Here is a 16,900-nt window from a genome sequence, read left to right on the forward strand (position 1 = left end):
GCGCAGGGGGGCCGCGACTGCCTTGCAGTCGCGGTCGATCTCAGCCGAAGCGGCCGGTGATGTAGTCCTGGGTCTGCCGCTTGGCCGGGTTCATGAAGATCTTCGTGGTCGCGTCGAACTCGATCAGCTCGCCGAGATACATGAACGCCGTGAACTGCGAGATGCGGGCGGCCTGCTGCATGTTGTGGGTCACGATGACGATCGTGAACTCGGTCCGCAACTGCTCGATCAGCTCCTCGATGCGGCCGGTGGAGATCGGGTCGAGCGCCGAGGTCGGCTCGTCGAACAGGATCACCTCGGGGCGCTGCGCCACGGTGCGGGCGATGCAGAGGCGCTGCTGCTGACCGCCGGAGAGGCCGGTGCCGGACTGCTTGAGCTTGTCCTTGACCTCGTCCCACAACGCGGCCTTGCGCAGGGATTCCTCTACGCGCACGTCGAGCTCGGCCTTAGGAAGCTTCTCGTAGAGGCGCAGGCCGAAGGCGACGTTGTCGTAGATCGACATCGGGAAGGGGGTCGGCTTCTGAAACACCATGCCGACTCGCGAGCGCAGTTCGTTCAGGTCGATCTTCGGGTCCAGAACGTTCTGGCCATCCAGCAGGATCTCACCTTCCGCGCGCTGCTCCGGATAGAGGCTGTAGATGCGGTTGAAGGTGCGCAGCAGCGTGGACTTTCCGCAGCCCGAGGGGCCAATCAGCGCCGTCACCTGCCGGTCGCGGAAATCAAGGTTGATGTCCTTCAGGCCGTGGAAGCTGCCATAGTAGAAGTTGAGGTCCTTGCAGGCGATGCGCACCGGCGCCTTGACGTCGGCCGGGCTTCGGCCTTCGAACTGGCTGCGGATCGCGGGGGAGGCGCTCATCGGATTGTCTCGCAGGTGGGAGGTCTGTCCGTGGGGCGGCCTCAGCGCGCCCGCTGGTCCTTGATCACAAGGCGGGCCACCACCGACAGGGCCAGGATGGTGACGGTGATGAGGAGGGCGCCCGCCCAGGCCAGGCTCTGCCAGTTCGGATAGGGCGACAGCGCGAACTGGTAGATCATGACCGGCAGGTTGGGCACGCCGCCGAGCAGGTTCGCGTTGAACCAGCTGTTGTTGTTGAGTGCCGTGAACAGCAGCGGCGCGGTCTCGCCGGCGATGCGGGCGAGCGCCAGGATGATGCCGGTGACGACACCCGCACTCGCCGCACGCCAGGTGATCGCGCGGATGACGAGGGAACGCGGCGCGCCGAGGGCGGCGCCGGCCTCGCGCATCTGGCTCGGCACGAGGCGCAGCATGTCCTCGGTCGTGCGCACGATCACGGGGGTGGCGATGATGGCGAGCGCCACCGCTCCGGCCCAGCCGGAATAGGTCCCCATCGGCCGCACCATCAGCGTGTAGACGAACAGGCCGATCAGGATCGAGGGTGCGGAGAGCAGCACGTCGTTGAGGAAGCGGATGATGTCAGCGACCTTCGAGGTGCGGCCGTACTCCGCCAGGAAAGTGCCGGCCATCAGCCCGATCGGCGTTGCGATGACGATGCCGATGAACGTCATCACGAGGCTGCCGAGGATGGCGTTGGCGATGCCGCCGCCCACGGAACCCGGCCCCGGCGTCGGCTCCGTGAGCAGGGCGGGGGTGAAGCCCTTCACGCCCTCGACGATCAGCATCAGCAGGATCGAGCCGAGCACGACGATGCCGAGCAGCGTCGCGAGCGTGCTCGCCAGGATCAGGATGCGGTCGGCGATCCGGCGGCCGGAGCGCACGCGGCTCGCACTCCGGGGGCGTTCGGCCGTTGCGAGGGGCGTGCTGGCATCCATGGCGCGTCGTTTTCCGTAGGCGGGCAGCGTTGCGGACGTTTCGTTCAGGCGACCTTAGTGCGCCGCACCAGCAGGCGCGCGATGATCAGCACGAAGAAGGTGATGATGAAGAGCAGGCAGCCGAGCGCCATCAGCGAGGAGAGCTGGAGCCCGTCGGCCTCGTTGAACTCGTTGGCGATGCGCGAGGCGATGGTCGAACCCGGATCGAAGATCGAGGCGGAGAGGCGGTTGGCGTTGCCGATGACGAAGGTGACCGCCATGGTCTCGCCGAGCGCGCGGCCGAGGCCGAGCATGATCGCGCCGATGATCGAGACCGAGGCCTGCGGTACGAGGACGTGGCGCACGACCTCCCAGGTGGTGCAGCCGATGCCGTAGGCGCTCTCGCGCAGCACGGTCGGGATCTGGTCGAGCATGTCGCGGGTGATAGAGGCAACGAACGGCACGATCATGATCGCGAGGATGATGCCGGCGGTGAGCACGCCGACGCCGGAGGGAATGCGCGCGTACAGGATCGTGCCGACGATCGGGATCCCCTCGACGACGTTCGAGACCGGCACCTGCACGAAGCGGGCGAACAGCGGCGCGAACACGAACAGGCCCCACATGCCGTAGATGATGCTCGGCACGGAGGCGAGCAGCTCGATGGTCATGGCGACGGGCTTGCGGGCCCAACCGGGGCAGAGCTGCGTGAGGTAGATCGCGATGCCCAGCGAAACCGGCACGCCGATGACGAGGGCCAGCAGCGCGGCGGCGACGGTGCCGATCACGGCCGGCAGCGCACCGAACTGCTCGGTGCCGATGTTCCAGGCGCTGGAGGTGAGGAAGCCGAAGCCGAACTCGGTGAAGGCGGGCAACGCCCCGTAGATGATCGATCCGAGGATGCCGGCGAGCACCAGCAGCACGAGCAGAGCCGAGCCGTAGGCGGCGCCCTGGAACAGGCGGTCGGCGGTCTTGCTCGGGGCGGTGCGGGGCACGCCGCTCTCGCTGGCCAGGGCGATGGACTGGGTCAAGGCGGTCATCCGCGGAAGGGCTCTTCGAATGGAGGGCGTTTAGCGCGCCGTGGCGCGCGATGCGAGCCGGACACTCGGAGAAAGACCCTCTCCCGAGTGCGGGAGAGGGCCTGAGAGGATCGCTTACATGCCGAAGACGGGTTTGCCGTCCTTGCCCTTGATGCCCTTCCACTCCTCGTGGATCAGACCGACGACGGTGTCGGGGAGCGGCACGTAGTCGAGGTCGATGGCGAGCTTGTCGCCGTTCTTGTAGGCCCAATCGAAGAACTTCAGCACATCGCCGGCCTTCGCCGCATCCGCCGCATCCTTGTGGACCAGGATGAAGGTCGCGGCGGTGATCGGCCAAGCGTCGTCACCGGCCTGATTGGTCAGCGTGATCCCGAAGCCGGGGGTGGACTTCCAGTCGGCGCTGGCGGCAGCGGCCTGGAACGCCTTGTCGTCGGGCTGCGGATACTTGCCAGCCTTGTTCTGGATCAGCGCGTAGGCGAGCTTGTTCTGCTTGGCATAGGCCGACTCGACGTAGCCGATCGAGTTCGGAACCTGCTTGACGGTGGCGGTCACGCCCTCGTTGCCCTTGCCGCCCTGGCCGACCGGCCAGCTCACCGTGGTGGCAGCACCGAATTCCTTCTTCCACGGCTCGGAGACCGAGGCGAGGTAGGTGGTGAAGATGTTGGTCGTGCCGGAGGCGTCCGAGCGGTAGACCGGGGTGATGTTGGCGTCGGGAAGTTTCACGCCCTCGTTCAGCCCGGCGATCTTCGGATCGGACCACTTCAGGATCTTGCCGGCGTAGATGTCGGCCAGGAGCTCACCGGTCAGCTTGACCTTGCCGGCCTCGATGCCCGGAACGTTGATCACCGGCACCACGCCGCCCATGACGGTCGGGAACTGGACGAGGCCGTCCTTCTCGAGTTGAGCGGGCTTCAACGGCGCGTCGGTGGCGCCGAAATCGACGGTCTTGGCCTGGATCTGCTTGATGCCCCCGCCCGAGCCGATCGACTGGTAGTTCAGGCCCGTTCCGGTTTCCTTGCGATAGGCTTCGGCCCACTTCGAATACACGGGGAAGGGGAAGGTGGCACCGGCGCCGGTGATGTCGGCGGCCAGGGCCGAGGTCGCAAGCTGGGCGGCCGCAAGGCCGACGGCCAGAGCGTAAGTGAAAGGCTTCACGAGCATCTCCGTAAGGTGTCGGGCGCATTGTCGGGGCCGGGCCTATTCTGGAACCGGTCTCGCTGCGACGCTGCTGCCATCTAGTGCACCGACGCGCCGCCTCTATGACGGCGACATGACGGTGACATGACAGGCCCGGGGACGGCCTCGGAAAGCCCTTGGGGAATTTGAAATTTTGCTGAGGATAAGAGCGCAACGGAGCAATCGGCCCCTGGGAGCGTTTTGCACCCTGGGAGCGTTACCAGAGCAGGTACTTGGGTCCAGGTACTTGGGTCCGTGTCTCTCACGAAACGTCCGCGGCACCACCGCAGCCAAGGCAGCGGTGATCAGCGCCTGGATGGTTCGGGGGGCGCTCTCAAAGTCGCCACGAGAGTGATCTTCGCGAGATCTTGCGCGACACCCTGAGTGGCACCGGACCTGCGCTCGAAACGTCCGAGGAGACCGTCATCGTGACGGAGCCAAATTCATCCCACGAGGAGGAGCCCCTCCTCGATCCGGCAGATCCTCAGGGAGCGGCCTACCTCGCGCTCCATGCGGAGCGGGCAGCCCTCGAGGAAGAGCTGACGCTACAGCAACAGCGTCAGCGCTTCGGCAGCGATGACCGGGAAATCGCCTCGGCACGCGCGACCGAGTCATCTCTGCTCAAGGATCTCGACCGGGTGCTGACGATGATCCGTGCCGCCGAGGTCCGGCGCCAGCAGCCGAAGGCCCGACGCTGGCAGTGATCCTTGGGAGAGAGGTCTCCTGAGGCTGAGGGACCCGATTCCTAGGCGCTGCGGCGGCGATCGCGCTCTTTCTGCCGAAGTTGCAGCAACAGTTCGACTTGCGCGTCGGTGATCGGCTGCGCGTCGCAGCGCTCGACATAGGCGTCACGCAGGCCCTGTCCGATCCGATCGCGACTCTCGCCGTTCAGAGCGGGCATGGCAGCTTCGACGATCACGCCAGCGGGGTAGTCCGTCGCGAGATGTACCATGAATCGACCAGGCCGAATCTGAAGGAACCGTACCGCAACCGGCAAGAGGGAGCGATGGTGACGAGGATTGCATCGAGATGGTTAATAAAAACTTACCGTTGATGACGGGGCTGGCACTCGTGGGAGATGATTTGCGGTTCGTACGCAATCCGTGACCTTACGACGTCCACTCATGCGCCATGGAAAGCCGGATTATTCGGTTGGCCAAGCGCCCTTCGGCTAGACAAGTTCTTCCGCCGTCCAACTCGTAGAGAGCAAATTTCGTGTGCTAGCGCACACAATGACGACGAAATTTTTCTCCCACGGCAGGCGTTTTCAGAAATGACACGCCTTGGCAGTGAGTTGACGATCCCGCCGGAGCCAGTTCACCGTTTACATCGCGGGATGATCGTCCGCGTCAGGCCCGTTTGAATCAGTGTCGTTGGGCTGCCAGCCCCCCATGCGGTACGCAGGCGACAGGCGGGTCGGTCTTCTCCCGAGAAACCGGCCCGCCACTCGCCGGCCCTTAGGGATAGCAGGCAGCTCACCGCAATTTGGGCTGATCTCGGTTTGGCACTTACGGCTCGCGTCGCTCGCCTTCCGCCTTATCGCCTTGCCCCTGCTTCGCGCCACCTTGCTGATTGATCCTGTCGTCCCTGGAGACCGTCCCGCAGCTATGACCCTAGGGCGTCAGACGGGGCTGACCGGGGCTTCGACTTTGTACGGCTGTTTCGTCTCGGCCATGAGGCATAGCCGGCAGGGTCGACCCGGCAACGGCCCACGAGGTTCGTCGAATACGGATCGGTTCCCGCCTTGCGTCGAACTGCGAAGACGGTCCTCACCTCATCGGATCAAGAGAAACGTCAAGCGATGGCGAGCCTTCGGGCGGACCGATGCGCTTTCGGGAGCATTCTTATCGCGCCATTTTTCGAAAGCCGGAGACCACCATCGGCACGACGCCTACCGATGCCGTGCGCCGATCATCTCATCGGTCCGCCACAAGGTGCGGCATACCTTGATGGCCTCCTGATCCGAGGATGTCAGCATGAACACCTCCGGGACAACGGAGGTGTCCGGAACGACGATCTCGACGTCCTGCGCGGAGATATCGTGGACCCAGCACCCAATCGAGGTGTGTTCATCGACTGCGATCAACCCGGCTTGGCCGGGCGTCGGCGGGGCGTCGATTGGGAATCCTGCAAGCCTGGACATGGATGTCCTCACGTGAGCATCGAAGCATGGCAGGCGCCCGATAAGATGGCGTTGCGCCATCCCGTAAAGTTGGAGCAATCACGCATCGATCCGAGCGGGGAGAGCGTTCGAAGCGGACTGGAGCCCCGCCGACTGGGATCAACCGTCTCACGCGCCCACGGGGATCGCCCGGTCGCAGCGATCCGCCGGATCAGCGCACCAGCCACACGACGAGCCCGATCGCCAGGGCCACCACCATGACCCCGTAATAGGCCGGCATAACCCAACGGGTGGCGCCGTGCCCGGTCTGCATTCGGCTGGCTCTCCGGCGGCGCGGCCGGGTTTCCTCTTCGCGCGCCAACGAGACGCGAGACGCATCCGCAGGTGTCCCGGCGGCCTCGTCGTCGGTCCCGAGGGGCGACAAGCCGGGATCGTGAGCGGGGATCTTATCGCCGGTTCGGCCAGAATCGATCTCGGCCTTCAGTTGCGCGGTGGTCGGACGCTCCGATGAAACGGGAGCTTCCAGGACATGGTCGCCCGGAGGGGGCGGAGTCTCGGAACGGAGTGCCATCGATCACACACTTCCCTAGAACATCATCCCGAAAGGTGGTTGCCGGCTTTCGGAAAAAGATGATGTAAAAACAAAAAGCTAGAGCATCGATTGTGGTCGTGATCGCCGCCCGCGTCGTATGCCGACACCGGACCGGCGTTACTGTGCGCCGCCGCTTCCGCCACCACCACTACCCTGCGGGACCGCACGCTCGGGCTGATTGGCATTGCCGCCCGCCGCGGAATTTCGGCTGATGGTGCTGGCTCCCGTGGCGCCACGGGAGATCGTTTGGCCCCCGCCGCGTCCGCCGGTCACGCTACCGTCGCTCGTGACGGACCCGCGGTTCTTGTGACGAGAGCGGGCATCAGCCGATGTCGCCATCAAAGGGGTGAGGCTCGCAGCCATGAGTCCGGCCGCGCTCGCGAGAGTGAAAAAGGTTTTCATGGGGATTTCCGATGATCTTTCCATCGAGAAACCCGATGCCGCGATTTTGTATCCAATCGCCATTGGGAGACAGTGACGCATTCAACCCGGCGTAGTCGAACCAAATCCCTCGTCATCTGAAAGGATCGGGACGCGTCGTCCCAACTTTTCCCTCCGGCAGCATTCTGGACTTGCGAAGGATGACGCCGCGACGTTGGAGGGCGGGATCGATCCCGCCCCGGCCGTAGCACGCCTGCAGAGCTTTGGTGGGGCACTGCCCCCCTTCTGATCGCCCCGGGGCTGAGCGCCGGGGACACGGCAGACGCGCTCGTCACCGTACTTCTCCCGGCACGCACCTCGTCGCCGCTCTTGCTCGATGCCGGCGTCATGGCCGGCCTCGGCGCGCAGTCAGGCGCGGATCGATCGCGCGGTGATCACGCCGCATGCCGACGACATAGCCCGGCTCCTGAGCGTCGACAGAGGCGCGGTCGAAGCGAATCCTCTGGCAGCAGCTCAGCGGGCCGCCGAAAGGCACGGATGCGTCGTGATGATGAAAGTCGCGCAGAGCTCGATCGTGTCCCCCTCCGGTGAACCGTGGCTCTACGGCGGCGGCGGACTCGGGCTAGCGACCTCCGGCCCCGGCGATGTTCTGGCAGGCGTCGTTGCAGAGGTGTTCGCTCGCGGCATGGAGGCGACGACAGCGGCGGCGAGGGGGTCTATTTGCATAGGCAAGTGGGGCGACGGCTCGCCGGGCGCGTCGGACCGATCGGCTTCCTGGCGCGCGATATCGCCGACGAAGTGCCCAACATCCTGCGTGCGGTCGATGCGGGCCAAGATCGGAGCCCGCAAAACCCGGCGATGAAGCGTCGCCCGGACCGTCCGGAACGGATGAGAACCTATGCCCGCGCTGTCGCGGAAGCGGGCGGATCGAAGCCAAGAATTGCCCGGACTGCAACGGCACCGGAAAAGTCATCAGCGACATCGGTGGCGGCTGATCGCTCCTACGGCAGACAATCACTCGACGAGCGTGTCGGCGCTGCAAAACAGGCTCACGCGAAGCCGTCTTTCGTGCTAGAACGAAAATAGAACAAGCGGGCGGCCGATTTCCGGCTCGGGCTTCCGAGATCACGACGGCTTGCCTGACGTGTGAATGGCGGCCGGCTCGGCCCTGGTGCGGGAGAACGACGGTGACGATGCGGACGACCTACCTCGTGCAGACCTTTATTTTGAAGCGCAAACGCCTGTGCCCCGGCGACCAGCAGGTGTCGCCGACGGTGAACGGGGCGCTGAAGCGGGCCGAAGCGATGGCCACGCGGCTGCCGGGCACCGCCGCGATCCAGATCGTGGCCGACGACGAAACAGGGGAATTGGAAAGCGCGACGATTCTCGGCCGGTTCGGCGAGGTTCCGGAAGACTTCGCCGAGACGCTGCAGGCCGCCTGACGAAAGCATCGAGAAAAGAGGCATCACATGGCTTTCAAGCCGAAATCGGCCGCGGAGACGAAAGCGCGCGACCTGGGCCTGGCGCTTGCGCGGATCGCTGAGAACGAGGGCATGCCGGCCCATGTCGGGGTGGATGCCCTGCGCCGGTCGAGCCCGCGCCTGACGCCGCTGGCGATCGGGCAGATGGTGCGCAAGCACCGCGACATTCTCGAAGGGACGCTGATCGAGCGGGGGCTGACACTCGTGGATTATGCCGACCAGGGACCGGGACGCGGCATGGAGTTCGAGGTCGCGAGCGCCTGAGGCGCATGAGTCGTGAGGCAACGCGTGCCATTCGGGTTCACGTGGCACGTTCTGTGATGACGCTTGCCGAGGTCTTGGTGAGGGCGGCGCCCGCGGGGGGGCACGCGACCATTGGGGCGGGTGCCGTCTAGGAACGATCAGGGCGCGCAGGTCTTGTCCCGGCACTTCGAGAGCCTGAGGAGGCCCGCCGTGGACGATGATCGTGTTTGGTCGTTCGAAAAGAGCCTTTGGACCGGTGACCCGGGTCATTACCGCGAACTTGTCGATGACGAGTGCCTGATGGCGCTGCCGCAGCCGCCTTACGTGCTCGGTGGCGCTCAAGCGATCGAAGCGGTCGCAGACACGCCCCGTTGGTCCGACGTCGCGTTCGACGATGGCCGGATTGCGCGTCCCCAAGAAGGCCTGATCGTCATCGCCTATTCTGTGAAAGCCTCACGGGGTGAAGAGACCTACGAGGCCCATTGCACCTCGACCTACCGGCGGCTGTCGCACGAGGAATGGCGGGTCGTCCAGCACCAGCAGACCCCGCGCATTCTCGCCCCCGTCGTTGACGAGGAACGCTGACGCGGCAGTCGCAGGGGACCCACTCGGGTTGAACGGCCGAGTGCGGATCGACCTGACCGGCTGGCTTTGGACCGGGCTGATTGAGAGGATCAGCCGGGACTGAAAGTTTCGGTCATGCGGCGAGGTCAAAAGACGAGTGCGGAGCAGGTGGTGCTCGAACTGCGCCAGATCGAGGTGCAGACAGCCCAGGCCAAGAGCTTGGCGCTGGCGTGCAAGAAGGCGGAGATCTCCGCGCAGAGTTGTTACCGGTGGCGCGAGCGGACTTTAGTGACATCATCGCGTCGACGCGCTCGATCAAAACCTCGCTTCCACCTGCCAGCGCACTTAGCCTATGCCCTCTGCAACGCTACATGATTGGCAAAGTCGAGCTGATGTTCAGTCCCGTTATGTGGTGATACGTCGGAGACCGCATGCAAGGCTGCACTATGGGATAGGTTCTCCACGGCAGCGCCCGCACGACGGAGCGGCAGTGTTGAAGGTCAAGCGGTGAGTGGCCGCCATGGCGTACGATCGCGGACGATAGCGTTGAGCGTCACCAAGAGCTTTCGCATCACCGCAACAAGGGCAACCTTCCTCGGTCGGCCGCGCTGGGTGAGCCGCTCATAGAACGGCCGGAAGGGAGAGCCTCGCCGGATCGCGATCAGCGCAGCCATGTACAGCACACCCCGAACAGATGTTCGCCCGCCTGCAATGGATCGAGTCGCCGTTGCTCTCGGCGATGAAGCGTTTGATGGCCGCCTGCACCTCGATCAGCGATCCGAATACGCCGCGCCGCAGGCGGCGTTTTGCGAGCTTGGCGAAGAAGCCCTCGACGGCGTTGAGCCACGAGGCTGAAGTCGGAGTGAACTGGAAGGTCCAGCGCGGGTGGCGGTCGAGCCAAGCACGGACCTTCGGGTGTTTGTGAACGGCGTAGTTGTCCAGGATCGCGTGGACGATTTTGCCCGCCGGAACCGCAGCCTCGACAGCGTTGAGGAAGCGGATGAACTCCTGATGCCGGTGGCGCTGCATGCAGCGGCCGATCACCTTGCCCTCTAGGACGTCCAGGGCGGCAAACAGGGTCGTCGTGCCGTGGCGCTTGTAGTCGTGGGTTGCGCGTCGTCGGCTGGCCTGGCTTCATCGGCAGCGGGTCCGACGTGCGGGCGAGCGCCTGAATTTGGCTCTTCTCGTAGACCGAGAGCACGACGGCATGGGCGGGCGGGTCGACGTAGAGCCCGACGACATCGCGCAGTTTGGCGGCGAAGGCCGGGTCGGTGGAGAGCTTGAACTGCTGGACCCGATGCGGCTGCAGCCCATGCCCACGCCAGATCCGTTGCACTGACGAGACGCTGATGGCCGCGACCTTGCTCATAGCGGCGGCCGTCCAATGCGTGGTCTCGCTGGGCGGATCTTCCTGCGTCAGAGCCACCACGCGCGTCGCCACCTCCGGCCCCAGCGCCGGGATGCGCACCAGCCGCGTCTTATCCTGCAGGAGCCCTACGACGCCGTCCTGCGCGAAGTCGGTCCTGCCAGCGCCAGACCGCCGTCTTTGAGACGCCCGCCTCACGCATGATCGCGTGCGTCCCGAGCCCATCGGCGCTTAGCAACAGGATGCGAGCCTGCCAGACGTGCTTCTGTGGCGTGTTTCGATCCGCGACCAGGGCCTCCAACCGAAGGCGATCCGCGGCGGAGAGCTTGAAAGAGATGCCACTGCGCATCCTGCGAGACTCGCAGGGGGGACTGAAACTGAAACCCCGAACGGACTCAAATGTCAGGGTTCAACACTAAGGCCTGTTGTCACTTGAGCCAATCGAGCGTTTCGGCGAGGCAGAGGACAGCGGCGAAGCTGACGGCGGTCTTCTCGTAGCGGGTGGCGACGGCGCGCCACTCCTTGAGACACGCCCATAACCGCTCGACGATGATGCGGTTGTTGTAGGCCCAGTCCGGGCAGGCGAGTTGCTCTTCGTTGCGTTTGGTCGGGATCGCGGGACGCGCACCGGTGGTCCAGATGTGCTCGCGGAAGCCGTGGCTGGAATAGCCACGGTCGCCCACGCCCCACTTGGGCACGCCGGGCAATTGGTCGAGGAGCGGAATGGCGTGAGGCAGTTCGTGGGCCTGCCCCGGAGCGATGCGGAAGGCGACGGTGCGGCCTCTCCCGTCGGCGATCACGCAGGCCTTGGTGCCATAGCCGCCACGAGAGCGGCCAAGTGCTTCACGAGCGTCTCGCTCGGCCGCAGATCCCCCCTTTTTGCTGCACCCGCCGCCTTCTGGTGAGCCCGAACGTTGCTGCCGTCGAGGAAGACCATGCCCAGCGCGACGCCGCGCTCCTGCACGCGATCGAGCAGCCGCTCCCACACCCCGGCGCGTGCCCGGCGGATGAAGATCTGTGCCGCCTGCCACCAAGGACCCAACTCCTCGGGGATGGCGCGCTACTTCGCCCCGTTCTGATGTCGCCAGAGGATCGCAGAGATCGTGCGCCGAAGCTCCTCGGGCGGTGTCTTGGCCTTCGGGCGAGAGGCCTCGATCAGCGGCTGTAACTCACCCCGCTGCGCGTCTGACAGCATCACGTCTCCTCACTGGAAAACGAGAAAACGCCAAAATTCGAAATCCGTTCAGGCGACGACAGGCCCTAGTGCGCAGGCCGCGGGGCCGTCATTGGTGGCTGGATCACGAACAAGCAGGATCCGGTTCAATTCCTCAGCCGGAAGGTGCTGACGCCCGTAGTTCGGCCGGGCGACGACGTGAAGATCGAGCCCGATAACTACCGCGTCCTCCGCTGCCCGCAGACGACGTATCGCATCATCAACAAGCCGGTCGGCAAGCGTAGCGTGCAGACCGACGACAAGCCGGCCGCGTTCGGCAAGCTCGGGCGGGACAAGTACATCGGCAGCGTGCCGACGCCGTCCTCGACGCCGTTCGGCAAGGCGACGATCTACAGCTACACGGTGCGGATGTGTAACCCGTGGGAATGGATGTTTCCGGTGGAGTACGCCGAGTCGTGGCTCGATGATTTCGAGTTCGGCTCAGAGACACGGCGCATCCCCCCGGAGCAGGCGAAGAACTCGCTTACGCGTTAGCCACTATCGAGCGCATGCGGCCCTGGATCAACAATCGGTGACTACGCGCGGCGTCCGTAGCGGCGGGGCGGCGAGTTGATCGCTACTCGCTATTTTGGCAACGGAATATGATCGTACGCGGTCAGGTCGCAAGATCGGCTATAGTCTTAGATCCAAATAATATTGGATGGAAATTTTGAGGTATATCTCGTCGCGCCAATTCGTTGCTTCGACGACACACTCCGGCTCAAATCGCCTGTATACTGATCGGCGGCCGAAAATTTCCCTCAAATGTTGTTTGATCGAAGTTGCCACCGAAGAAGATTTCCTAGGCTGGCCGCACGAAGACGTGCCTCGCGCCCGCCGATGATGTGATGGAAACGCGCTAACGGAAAGTGGAGGCAGCAATGGCACTTCCGATTGTTTTCAATAACCAGACCTATAACACTAACTTTTTGTCTCAGGACAATGATGGGGTTCAGAATAACGTTTTCGAAAATGAGGACAATAATCCGCAACCATACACCCTCAATGGCATCGTCAACGCTGTCGGCGACCCTGTTGTATTTACCTCTTCCAATGGGTCGGATCAATTCACAGCTTACGCAACAAATCTCGATAATCCAAATCAAATCGTTTTCAGCGACAATGCCGATGGATCAGGCATTGCAATCATTGCCTCGAATACGCAGCTTGTAGAGGGGGGCACTGAGACATTTTCTGAGACGAGCCTGGGTGATTACATACCTGTTTGCTTCACGACCGGCACGCAGATCCGAACGGTACGCGGTGAGATTGCGGTCGAGCATCTGCAGGCGGGTGACATAGCGATGACTGCGACCAGCACCGCGCGACCTATCGCATGGATTGGATCTCGCGAGATCGTGGCCGATAGCGGCTCGCTTCCCTTCAACCAGCAGCCGGTGCGCGTGCGCGCTGGCGCCTTCGGCGGCGGCCTTCCGGTTCGCGATCTCATCCTCTCGCCTGGTCACCCGGTGCTCGTCGGCGCGGATGCCGGCAACGAGGGCGGCGTGCTCGTGCCTGTGATGTGCCTGATCAACGGCACCACGATCACCCGCGAGCTGGTGAGCAGCGTCACCTACTGGCACGTCGAACTCGACGGCCACGACATCCTGCTCGCCGAGGGGCTTCCGGCGGAAAGCTACATCGACGGTGGCGATCGGGCCTTCTTCACCGAAGGCTTGGACCATGCCCTGCACAACCCGGACTTCGTCGCTCCGGGTTGGAACGGTCGTTGCCGGCCGGTGGTGGTGGATGGACCGCTCGTCGAGGCTGAGCGGCAGCGGCTCGACGCCGTGTTTGCCGGCTCGCTGAACGCGGACTGCTCTTGGTGCGCGGACGAAGCTTTCCTCGCTGCATAGGAATGCTTGTCAGTCCGAACGGTAGCAGCATGGCCCGCGCTGCTTGGACGATGGCGCTTCGTGCCTGCCCGACATCGCAGCGCCTACCCAGCCCCGCCGGCACTCGCCGCGCGGGGTTTTTCGTGCGCGTGGCGGACGGGGGCGCTGGGGATCGGCGGGCCGCCGCCCTGGTGAAAGGCGTCTGGCGGCCAGACAGTCTCGGCACATCGAAACAGGATGTGCCATCAGATGCTATGCAATATATGATTGTCTGTGCAGTCTCGTTCCGTCGGAGGATCCCCGCCGCTGGAGGCGCACCATGGTCACCACCAATCCGACAGCGAACGTGGAAAGCGATCCCCCGACTGATCGGTGTGAGAGCGCCCTTGCTGAGGCGATCGACGGTCTCGAGACCATCCGCGATGAAGGGCCCGCGGTCGATCCGGCCTATCCGACTCACGGAGGGATTGAGGCGCACGAAGCATGGGGTTTCGACTCTGCTCGCACGAGCGCGCGGAGACCGCTCGGGGCACCCTGGCGAACGTAGAGGCGATCATGAAGGAGTGATCGGCGTGGGGGCGCTGATCTGGACTATCCGCCCGCCACAGCCCGTCTGCCCTATACCCGCCCTCCAGCGGGCTCTTCCATCTCGATACCCACCTTGCCCCGCCCGGCTCAGCCGCTGCGGGGTTTTTCATACTCCAAGCTGAACGAGCGGCCGTGCGTGATCCGACCTCACGATTGGTCCGCTGACGAGCTTCGTGCGGGAGACGCCAGAGGAAGTGGTGCGGGCGCCGTAGTTAGAGTGCGAAGGATCGTGATCCGGAATTATCGAGGATTGCATATGAACCATTGCGGACCATGGGAGGGCAAGTTCCCGGGCTGGCGAGAAGGCAATCGCTAACGTCCAAGTTGAGTGGGGTTCCGCCCGTCCACTTCCGCTCGTAGATGGGGCGGAAGCGGACGTTCGACGCAAAATCGACTTACTGCGCACACCAGCGGAGATGGGGATGGGTCAGGCTGCCCGGACCGTGGCGAGGAAGCGGGTGACCTCGGCGCCGAGATGCTCGGATTGCCGGGACAACTCGGAGGCCGCCGACAGAACCTGAGTGGCCGCAGCCCCCGTCTCCTCCGACGCCTGCGCTACGCCCACGATGTTGCCCGTCACCTCGTTGGCGCCCGCCGAGGCCTGCGCGACGTTGCGCACGATCTCCTGGGTTGCCGCGCCCTGCTGCTCGACCGCCGCCGCGATCGAAGTCGCTACGCTGTCGATCTGGCGGATCCGCCCGGTGATCCCGCCGATCGCCGTCACCGCCTGCTCGGTCACCCCTTGAACCTCGCCGATCTGGCGCGCGATCTCCTCGGTCGCCTTGGCGGTCTGCTCGGCCAGCGCCTTGACCTCTGTCGCCACCACCGCGAAGCCCCGCCCTGCAGCCCCTGCGCGCGCCGCCTCGATCGTGGCATTGAGCGCCAAGAGATTGGTTTGGCCGGCAATTCCCGAGATCATTCCGACCATGTCGCCGATCCGGGCGGCGTTCTGACTAAGCGCCTGGACGAGATGCGCGGTCTGGTCAGCCTCGCCCACCGCCGCTTGGGCGAGATGGGCCGAGCCGGTCACCTGCCGGCCGATTTCCTGCACCGACGAGCCCAGTTCCTCGGCGGCCGCGGCGACCGTGTTGACATTGGTTGACGCCTCCTCGGCGGCGGCCGCCACGCTCGTGGACTGCGCGGCCGTCTCCTGGGCGGTGGCGGTCATCTGCTGCGCGGTGGCCTGGAGCTCGGTGGCGGAGGACGAGACCATGCCGACGATGCCGCCGACGGCGCGCTCGAAGCCGTCTGCAAGCTCGATCATGGTGCGGCGGCGTTCGGCGGCGGCGGCTTCATCGGCGCGGCGCTTGACCTCGGCCTCCTCGATGGCCTTGCGGGCGACCATGGCTTTGATGGCCTCGACCGCCTTGCCGACGGCGCCGATCTCGTCGCCGCGGGCGGCCTCCCGGATTTCGGCGTCGACCTCGCCGCGCGCCATCCGCTGCAGCACGCCGACGAGACTGTGGAGCGGGCGGGTCAGGAGGATCTGGGCGGAGACGAAGATCACACTCAGGACGACGAGGAGGATGACAAGACCGGCCAGCGCCGTCTCGAGGACGCGGGCCATGATCGGCTGCGAGAACGCCGCGTCCGGCACGTCGAGGACGAGGGCCCAGGTCGTGTTCATCCCGGGCGCCGTGAAGGGATAGACCAGGCGCCGCGCGCGGTCCGTGCCGTCGCTCAGGATCCGCATCCGGCCGTCACCGAGGGCTGCCTTGATCTCCGACGCACCGACGTCAGTATAGTCCTTCATCATCAGATCGGCCTGGGGCGGAACGATCCACCGGCCGGCCTGCGAGAGCATCATCACGCGACCGCCCTCGAAGGGACGCAGCGCCGCGAGCATCTCGGACATCTTCTGCAGGCTGATGTCGACGCCCGCCACGCCGATCGTCGCGCGGTGAATCGTCAGCGGCACGCTGATCGAGGTCACGACGTCGCCTTTGGTTGTCACGTAGGGCTCGATGAGGAGGCTTTTCCCAGACTTGATGGCCGCCTCGTACCATTGCTTGGTCGGATCGACAGTGAAGGTCGATTGCTCCAGCTTCCCCGAGCCGCTCTTCGTCCAGTACGGTGTGAAAAGGCCCTTGTCGTTGTTCGAAGCCGTTCCGCCGAGCACCTTGCCGAGGCGGCCATCGGCGGTGTCTGAGATCCAGGCACCGAACAGATTGGGGTAGCCTTCGAGGACGGCCCTAGTCGCCGCGACGGCATCTTCCCTCCGGGCTGTGCCGCCATCGGCAAAGCCCGAGAGCGCGGCCGCCATGGAGATACCGGCCGACATCGCCTCGGTGATCTGGGCCGTGACCTGCCCGGTCGTGCTCGTCGCCTTCTCGCTCGCGAGCGCCAGGATTTCTCGATCGGTGCGCTCGGCAGCCTTCCATCCAGCCAAACCGGTGAACCCGATGAGGGTTAGGCTGACGGCAGATCCTGCGATCACCACGAGTTTTTTTGATATGCTTCCGGCTATAATATTTGAAAACACTACCCCACTCCGAGAAAATAATTCGCAAGTGGTATTTTGGCAGTTCG

The 16,900-nt window shown here is 64.6% G+C and carries 16 protein-coding genes and 4 pseudogenes; 8 read left to right on the forward strand and 12 right to left on the reverse strand.

Going from position 1 to position 16,900, the window contains the following annotated elements; genetic code table 11:
• Nucleotides 1-40: 40 nt before the first annotated feature.
• The 4 genes from pstB to pstS form a co-directional block, all read right to left on the reverse strand.
• Nucleotides 41-856, reverse strand: coding sequence for a phosphate ABC transporter ATP-binding protein PstB (gene pstB / locus J2W78_RS04665; RefSeq protein ID WP_003600786.1), 816 nt, complete (start codon nucleotides 854-856; stop codon nucleotides 41-43).
• Between the two features lie 41 nt (nucleotides 857-897).
• A complete protein-coding gene (gene pstA, locus J2W78_RS04670) occupies nucleotides 898-1,791 on the reverse strand; it encodes a phosphate ABC transporter permease PstA (protein WP_253368425.1) in 894 nt (297 codons plus the stop codon).
• Between the two features lie 44 nt (nucleotides 1,792-1,835).
• Complete coding sequence (gene pstC, locus J2W78_RS04675; protein ID WP_253368427.1) at nucleotides 1,836-2,810, reverse strand: phosphate ABC transporter permease subunit PstC; 975 nt, start codon at nucleotides 2,808-2,810, stop codon at nucleotides 1,836-1,838.
• A 114-nt stretch (nucleotides 2,811-2,924) separates the two neighbouring features.
• The gene (pstS, locus tag J2W78_RS04680; RefSeq protein WP_253368429.1) at nucleotides 2,925-3,965 is read right to left on the reverse strand and encodes a phosphate ABC transporter substrate-binding protein PstS; all 1,041 of its coding nucleotides are present in this window, start codon (nucleotides 3,963-3,965) and stop codon (nucleotides 2,925-2,927) included.
• A 449-nt stretch (nucleotides 3,966-4,414) separates the two neighbouring features.
• On the opposite strand from pstS, the gene J2W78_RS04685 reads away from it, so the two are divergent.
• Entirely contained in the window at nucleotides 4,415-4,690 is a 276-nt protein-coding gene (locus tag J2W78_RS04685) for a hypothetical protein (RefSeq protein WP_253373970.1), read from the forward strand.
• Between the two features lie 41 nt (nucleotides 4,691-4,731).
• Here J2W78_RS04685 and J2W78_RS04690 read toward each other — a convergent pair whose 3' ends face one another.
• From J2W78_RS04690 to J2W78_RS04705, 4 genes are all read right to left on the reverse strand, one after another.
• A complete protein-coding gene (locus tag J2W78_RS04690) occupies nucleotides 4,732-4,938 on the reverse strand; it encodes a hypothetical protein (protein ID WP_253368430.1) in 207 nt (68 codons plus the stop codon).
• Between the two features lie 939 nt (nucleotides 4,939-5,877).
• Nucleotides 5,878-6,129 carry a PilZ domain-containing protein gene (locus J2W78_RS04695; protein WP_253368432.1) on the reverse strand — a complete coding sequence of 84 codons (252 nt, stop codon included), beginning with the start codon at nucleotides 6,127-6,129 and terminating at the stop codon, nucleotides 5,878-5,880.
• Nucleotides 6,130-6,319: 190 nt separating this feature from the next.
• On the reverse strand, nucleotides 6,320-6,679 hold the full coding sequence (locus J2W78_RS04700; RefSeq protein ID WP_253368434.1) for a hypothetical protein: 360 nt from the start codon (nucleotides 6,677-6,679) through the stop codon (nucleotides 6,320-6,322).
• Between the two features lie 138 nt (nucleotides 6,680-6,817).
• The gene (locus J2W78_RS04705) at nucleotides 6,818-7,102 is read right to left on the reverse strand and encodes a hypothetical protein (protein WP_253368436.1); all 285 of its coding nucleotides are present in this window, start codon (nucleotides 7,100-7,102) and stop codon (nucleotides 6,818-6,820) included.
• 409 nt (nucleotides 7,103-7,511) lie between these two features.
• On the opposite strand from J2W78_RS04705, the gene J2W78_RS04710 reads away from it, so the two are divergent.
• From J2W78_RS04710 to J2W78_RS04730, 5 genes and pseudogenes are all read left to right on the forward strand, one after another.
• Nucleotides 7,512-7,943, forward strand: coding sequence for an NAD(P)H-hydrate dehydratase (locus J2W78_RS04710; RefSeq protein WP_437178556.1), 432 nt, complete (start codon nucleotides 7,512-7,514; stop codon nucleotides 7,941-7,943).
• 325 nt (nucleotides 7,944-8,268) lie between these two features.
• A complete protein-coding gene (locus tag J2W78_RS04715) occupies nucleotides 8,269-8,523 on the forward strand; it encodes a hypothetical protein (protein ID WP_003600804.1) in 255 nt (84 codons plus the stop codon).
• 27 nt (nucleotides 8,524-8,550) lie between these two features.
• Nucleotides 8,551-8,826, forward strand: coding sequence for an adenylosuccinate synthase (locus J2W78_RS04720; RefSeq protein ID WP_253368439.1), 276 nt, complete (start codon nucleotides 8,551-8,553; stop codon nucleotides 8,824-8,826).
• Nucleotides 8,827-9,015: 189 nt separating this feature from the next.
• Nucleotides 9,016-9,390, forward strand: a complete 375-nt coding sequence (locus J2W78_RS04725) for a DUF4440 domain-containing protein (RefSeq protein WP_253368441.1) — start codon at nucleotides 9,016-9,018, stop codon at nucleotides 9,388-9,390.
• A gap of 114 nt (nucleotides 9,391-9,504) precedes the next feature.
• A pseudogene (locus J2W78_RS04730) lies at nucleotides 9,505-9,648 on the forward strand (IS3 family transposase); the annotation flags it as partial.
• Between the two features lie 221 nt (nucleotides 9,649-9,869).
• On the opposite strand, the pseudogene J2W78_RS04735 reads toward J2W78_RS04730, so the two are convergent.
• The 3 pseudogenes from J2W78_RS04735 to J2W78_RS04745 form a co-directional block, all read right to left on the reverse strand.
• Nucleotides 9,870-10,091 (reverse strand): annotated as a pseudogene (locus J2W78_RS04735) (IS110-like element ISMno7 family transposase); the annotation flags it as partial.
• A gap of 4 nt (nucleotides 10,092-10,095) precedes the next feature.
• Nucleotides 10,096-11,084: pseudogene (locus J2W78_RS04740) on the reverse strand (IS630 family transposase); the annotation flags it as partial.
• Nucleotides 11,085-11,163: 79 nt separating this feature from the next.
• Nucleotides 11,164-11,930: pseudogene (locus tag J2W78_RS04745) on the reverse strand (IS5 family transposase).
• 177 nt (nucleotides 11,931-12,107) lie between these two features.
• On the opposite strand from J2W78_RS04745, the gene J2W78_RS04750 reads away from it, so the two are divergent.
• Both J2W78_RS04750 and J2W78_RS04755 read left to right on the forward strand, forming a co-directional pair.
• The gene (locus tag J2W78_RS04750) at nucleotides 12,108-12,443 is read left to right on the forward strand and encodes a hypothetical protein (protein WP_253368443.1); all 336 of its coding nucleotides are present in this window, start codon (nucleotides 12,108-12,110) and stop codon (nucleotides 12,441-12,443) included.
• Between the two features lie 386 nt (nucleotides 12,444-12,829).
• The gene (locus J2W78_RS04755; protein WP_253368445.1) at nucleotides 12,830-13,804 is read left to right on the forward strand and encodes a Hint domain-containing protein; all 975 of its coding nucleotides are present in this window, start codon (nucleotides 12,830-12,832) and stop codon (nucleotides 13,802-13,804) included.
• 994 nt (nucleotides 13,805-14,798) lie between these two features.
• On the opposite strand, the gene J2W78_RS04760 is transcribed toward J2W78_RS04755, so the two are convergent.
• On the reverse strand, nucleotides 14,799-16,808 hold the full coding sequence (locus J2W78_RS04760) for a methyl-accepting chemotaxis protein (protein WP_253368447.1): 2,010 nt from the start codon (nucleotides 16,806-16,808) through the stop codon (nucleotides 14,799-14,801).
• Between the last annotated feature and the right edge of the window lie 92 nt (nucleotides 16,809-16,900).

It is taken from the genome of Methylorubrum extorquens (genome assembly GCF_024169925.1).
In the GTDB taxonomy this organism is placed as follows: Bacteria; Pseudomonadota; Alphaproteobacteria; order Rhizobiales; family Beijerinckiaceae; genus Methylobacterium; species Methylobacterium extorquens_A.

Bases quoted from the DNA above. Each gene is read 5' to 3' on its own strand.
- J2W78_RS04705 (WP_253368436.1), bottom strand. From the start codon at position 7,102: ATGAAAACCTTTTTCACTCTCGCGAGCGCGGCCGGACTCATGGCTGCG.
- J2W78_RS04755 (WP_253368445.1), top strand. From the start codon at position 12,830: ATGGCACTTCCGATTGTTTTCAATAACCAGACCTATAACACTAACTTT.
- pstA (WP_253368425.1), bottom strand. From the start codon at position 1,791: ATGGATGCCAGCACGCCCCTCGCAACGGCCGAACGCCCCCGGAGTGCG.
- pstB (WP_003600786.1), bottom strand. From the start codon at position 856: ATGAGCGCCTCCCCCGCGATCCGCAGCCAGTTCGAAGGCCGAAGCCCG.
- J2W78_RS04700 (WP_253368434.1), bottom strand. From the start codon at position 6,679: ATGGCACTCCGTTCCGAGACTCCGCCCCCTCCGGGCGACCATGTCCTG.
- J2W78_RS04690 (WP_253368430.1), bottom strand. From the start codon at position 4,938: ATGGTACATCTCGCGACGGACTACCCCGCTGGCGTGATCGTCGAAGCT.
- pstC (WP_253368427.1), bottom strand. From the start codon at position 2,810: ATGACCGCCTTGACCCAGTCCATCGCCCTGGCCAGCGAGAGCGGCGTG.
- J2W78_RS04720 (WP_253368439.1), top strand. From the start codon at position 8,551: ATGGCTTTCAAGCCGAAATCGGCCGCGGAGACGAAAGCGCGCGACCTG.
- J2W78_RS04695 (WP_253368432.1), bottom strand. From the start codon at position 6,129: ATGTCCAGGCTTGCAGGATTCCCAATCGACGCCCCGCCGACGCCCGGC.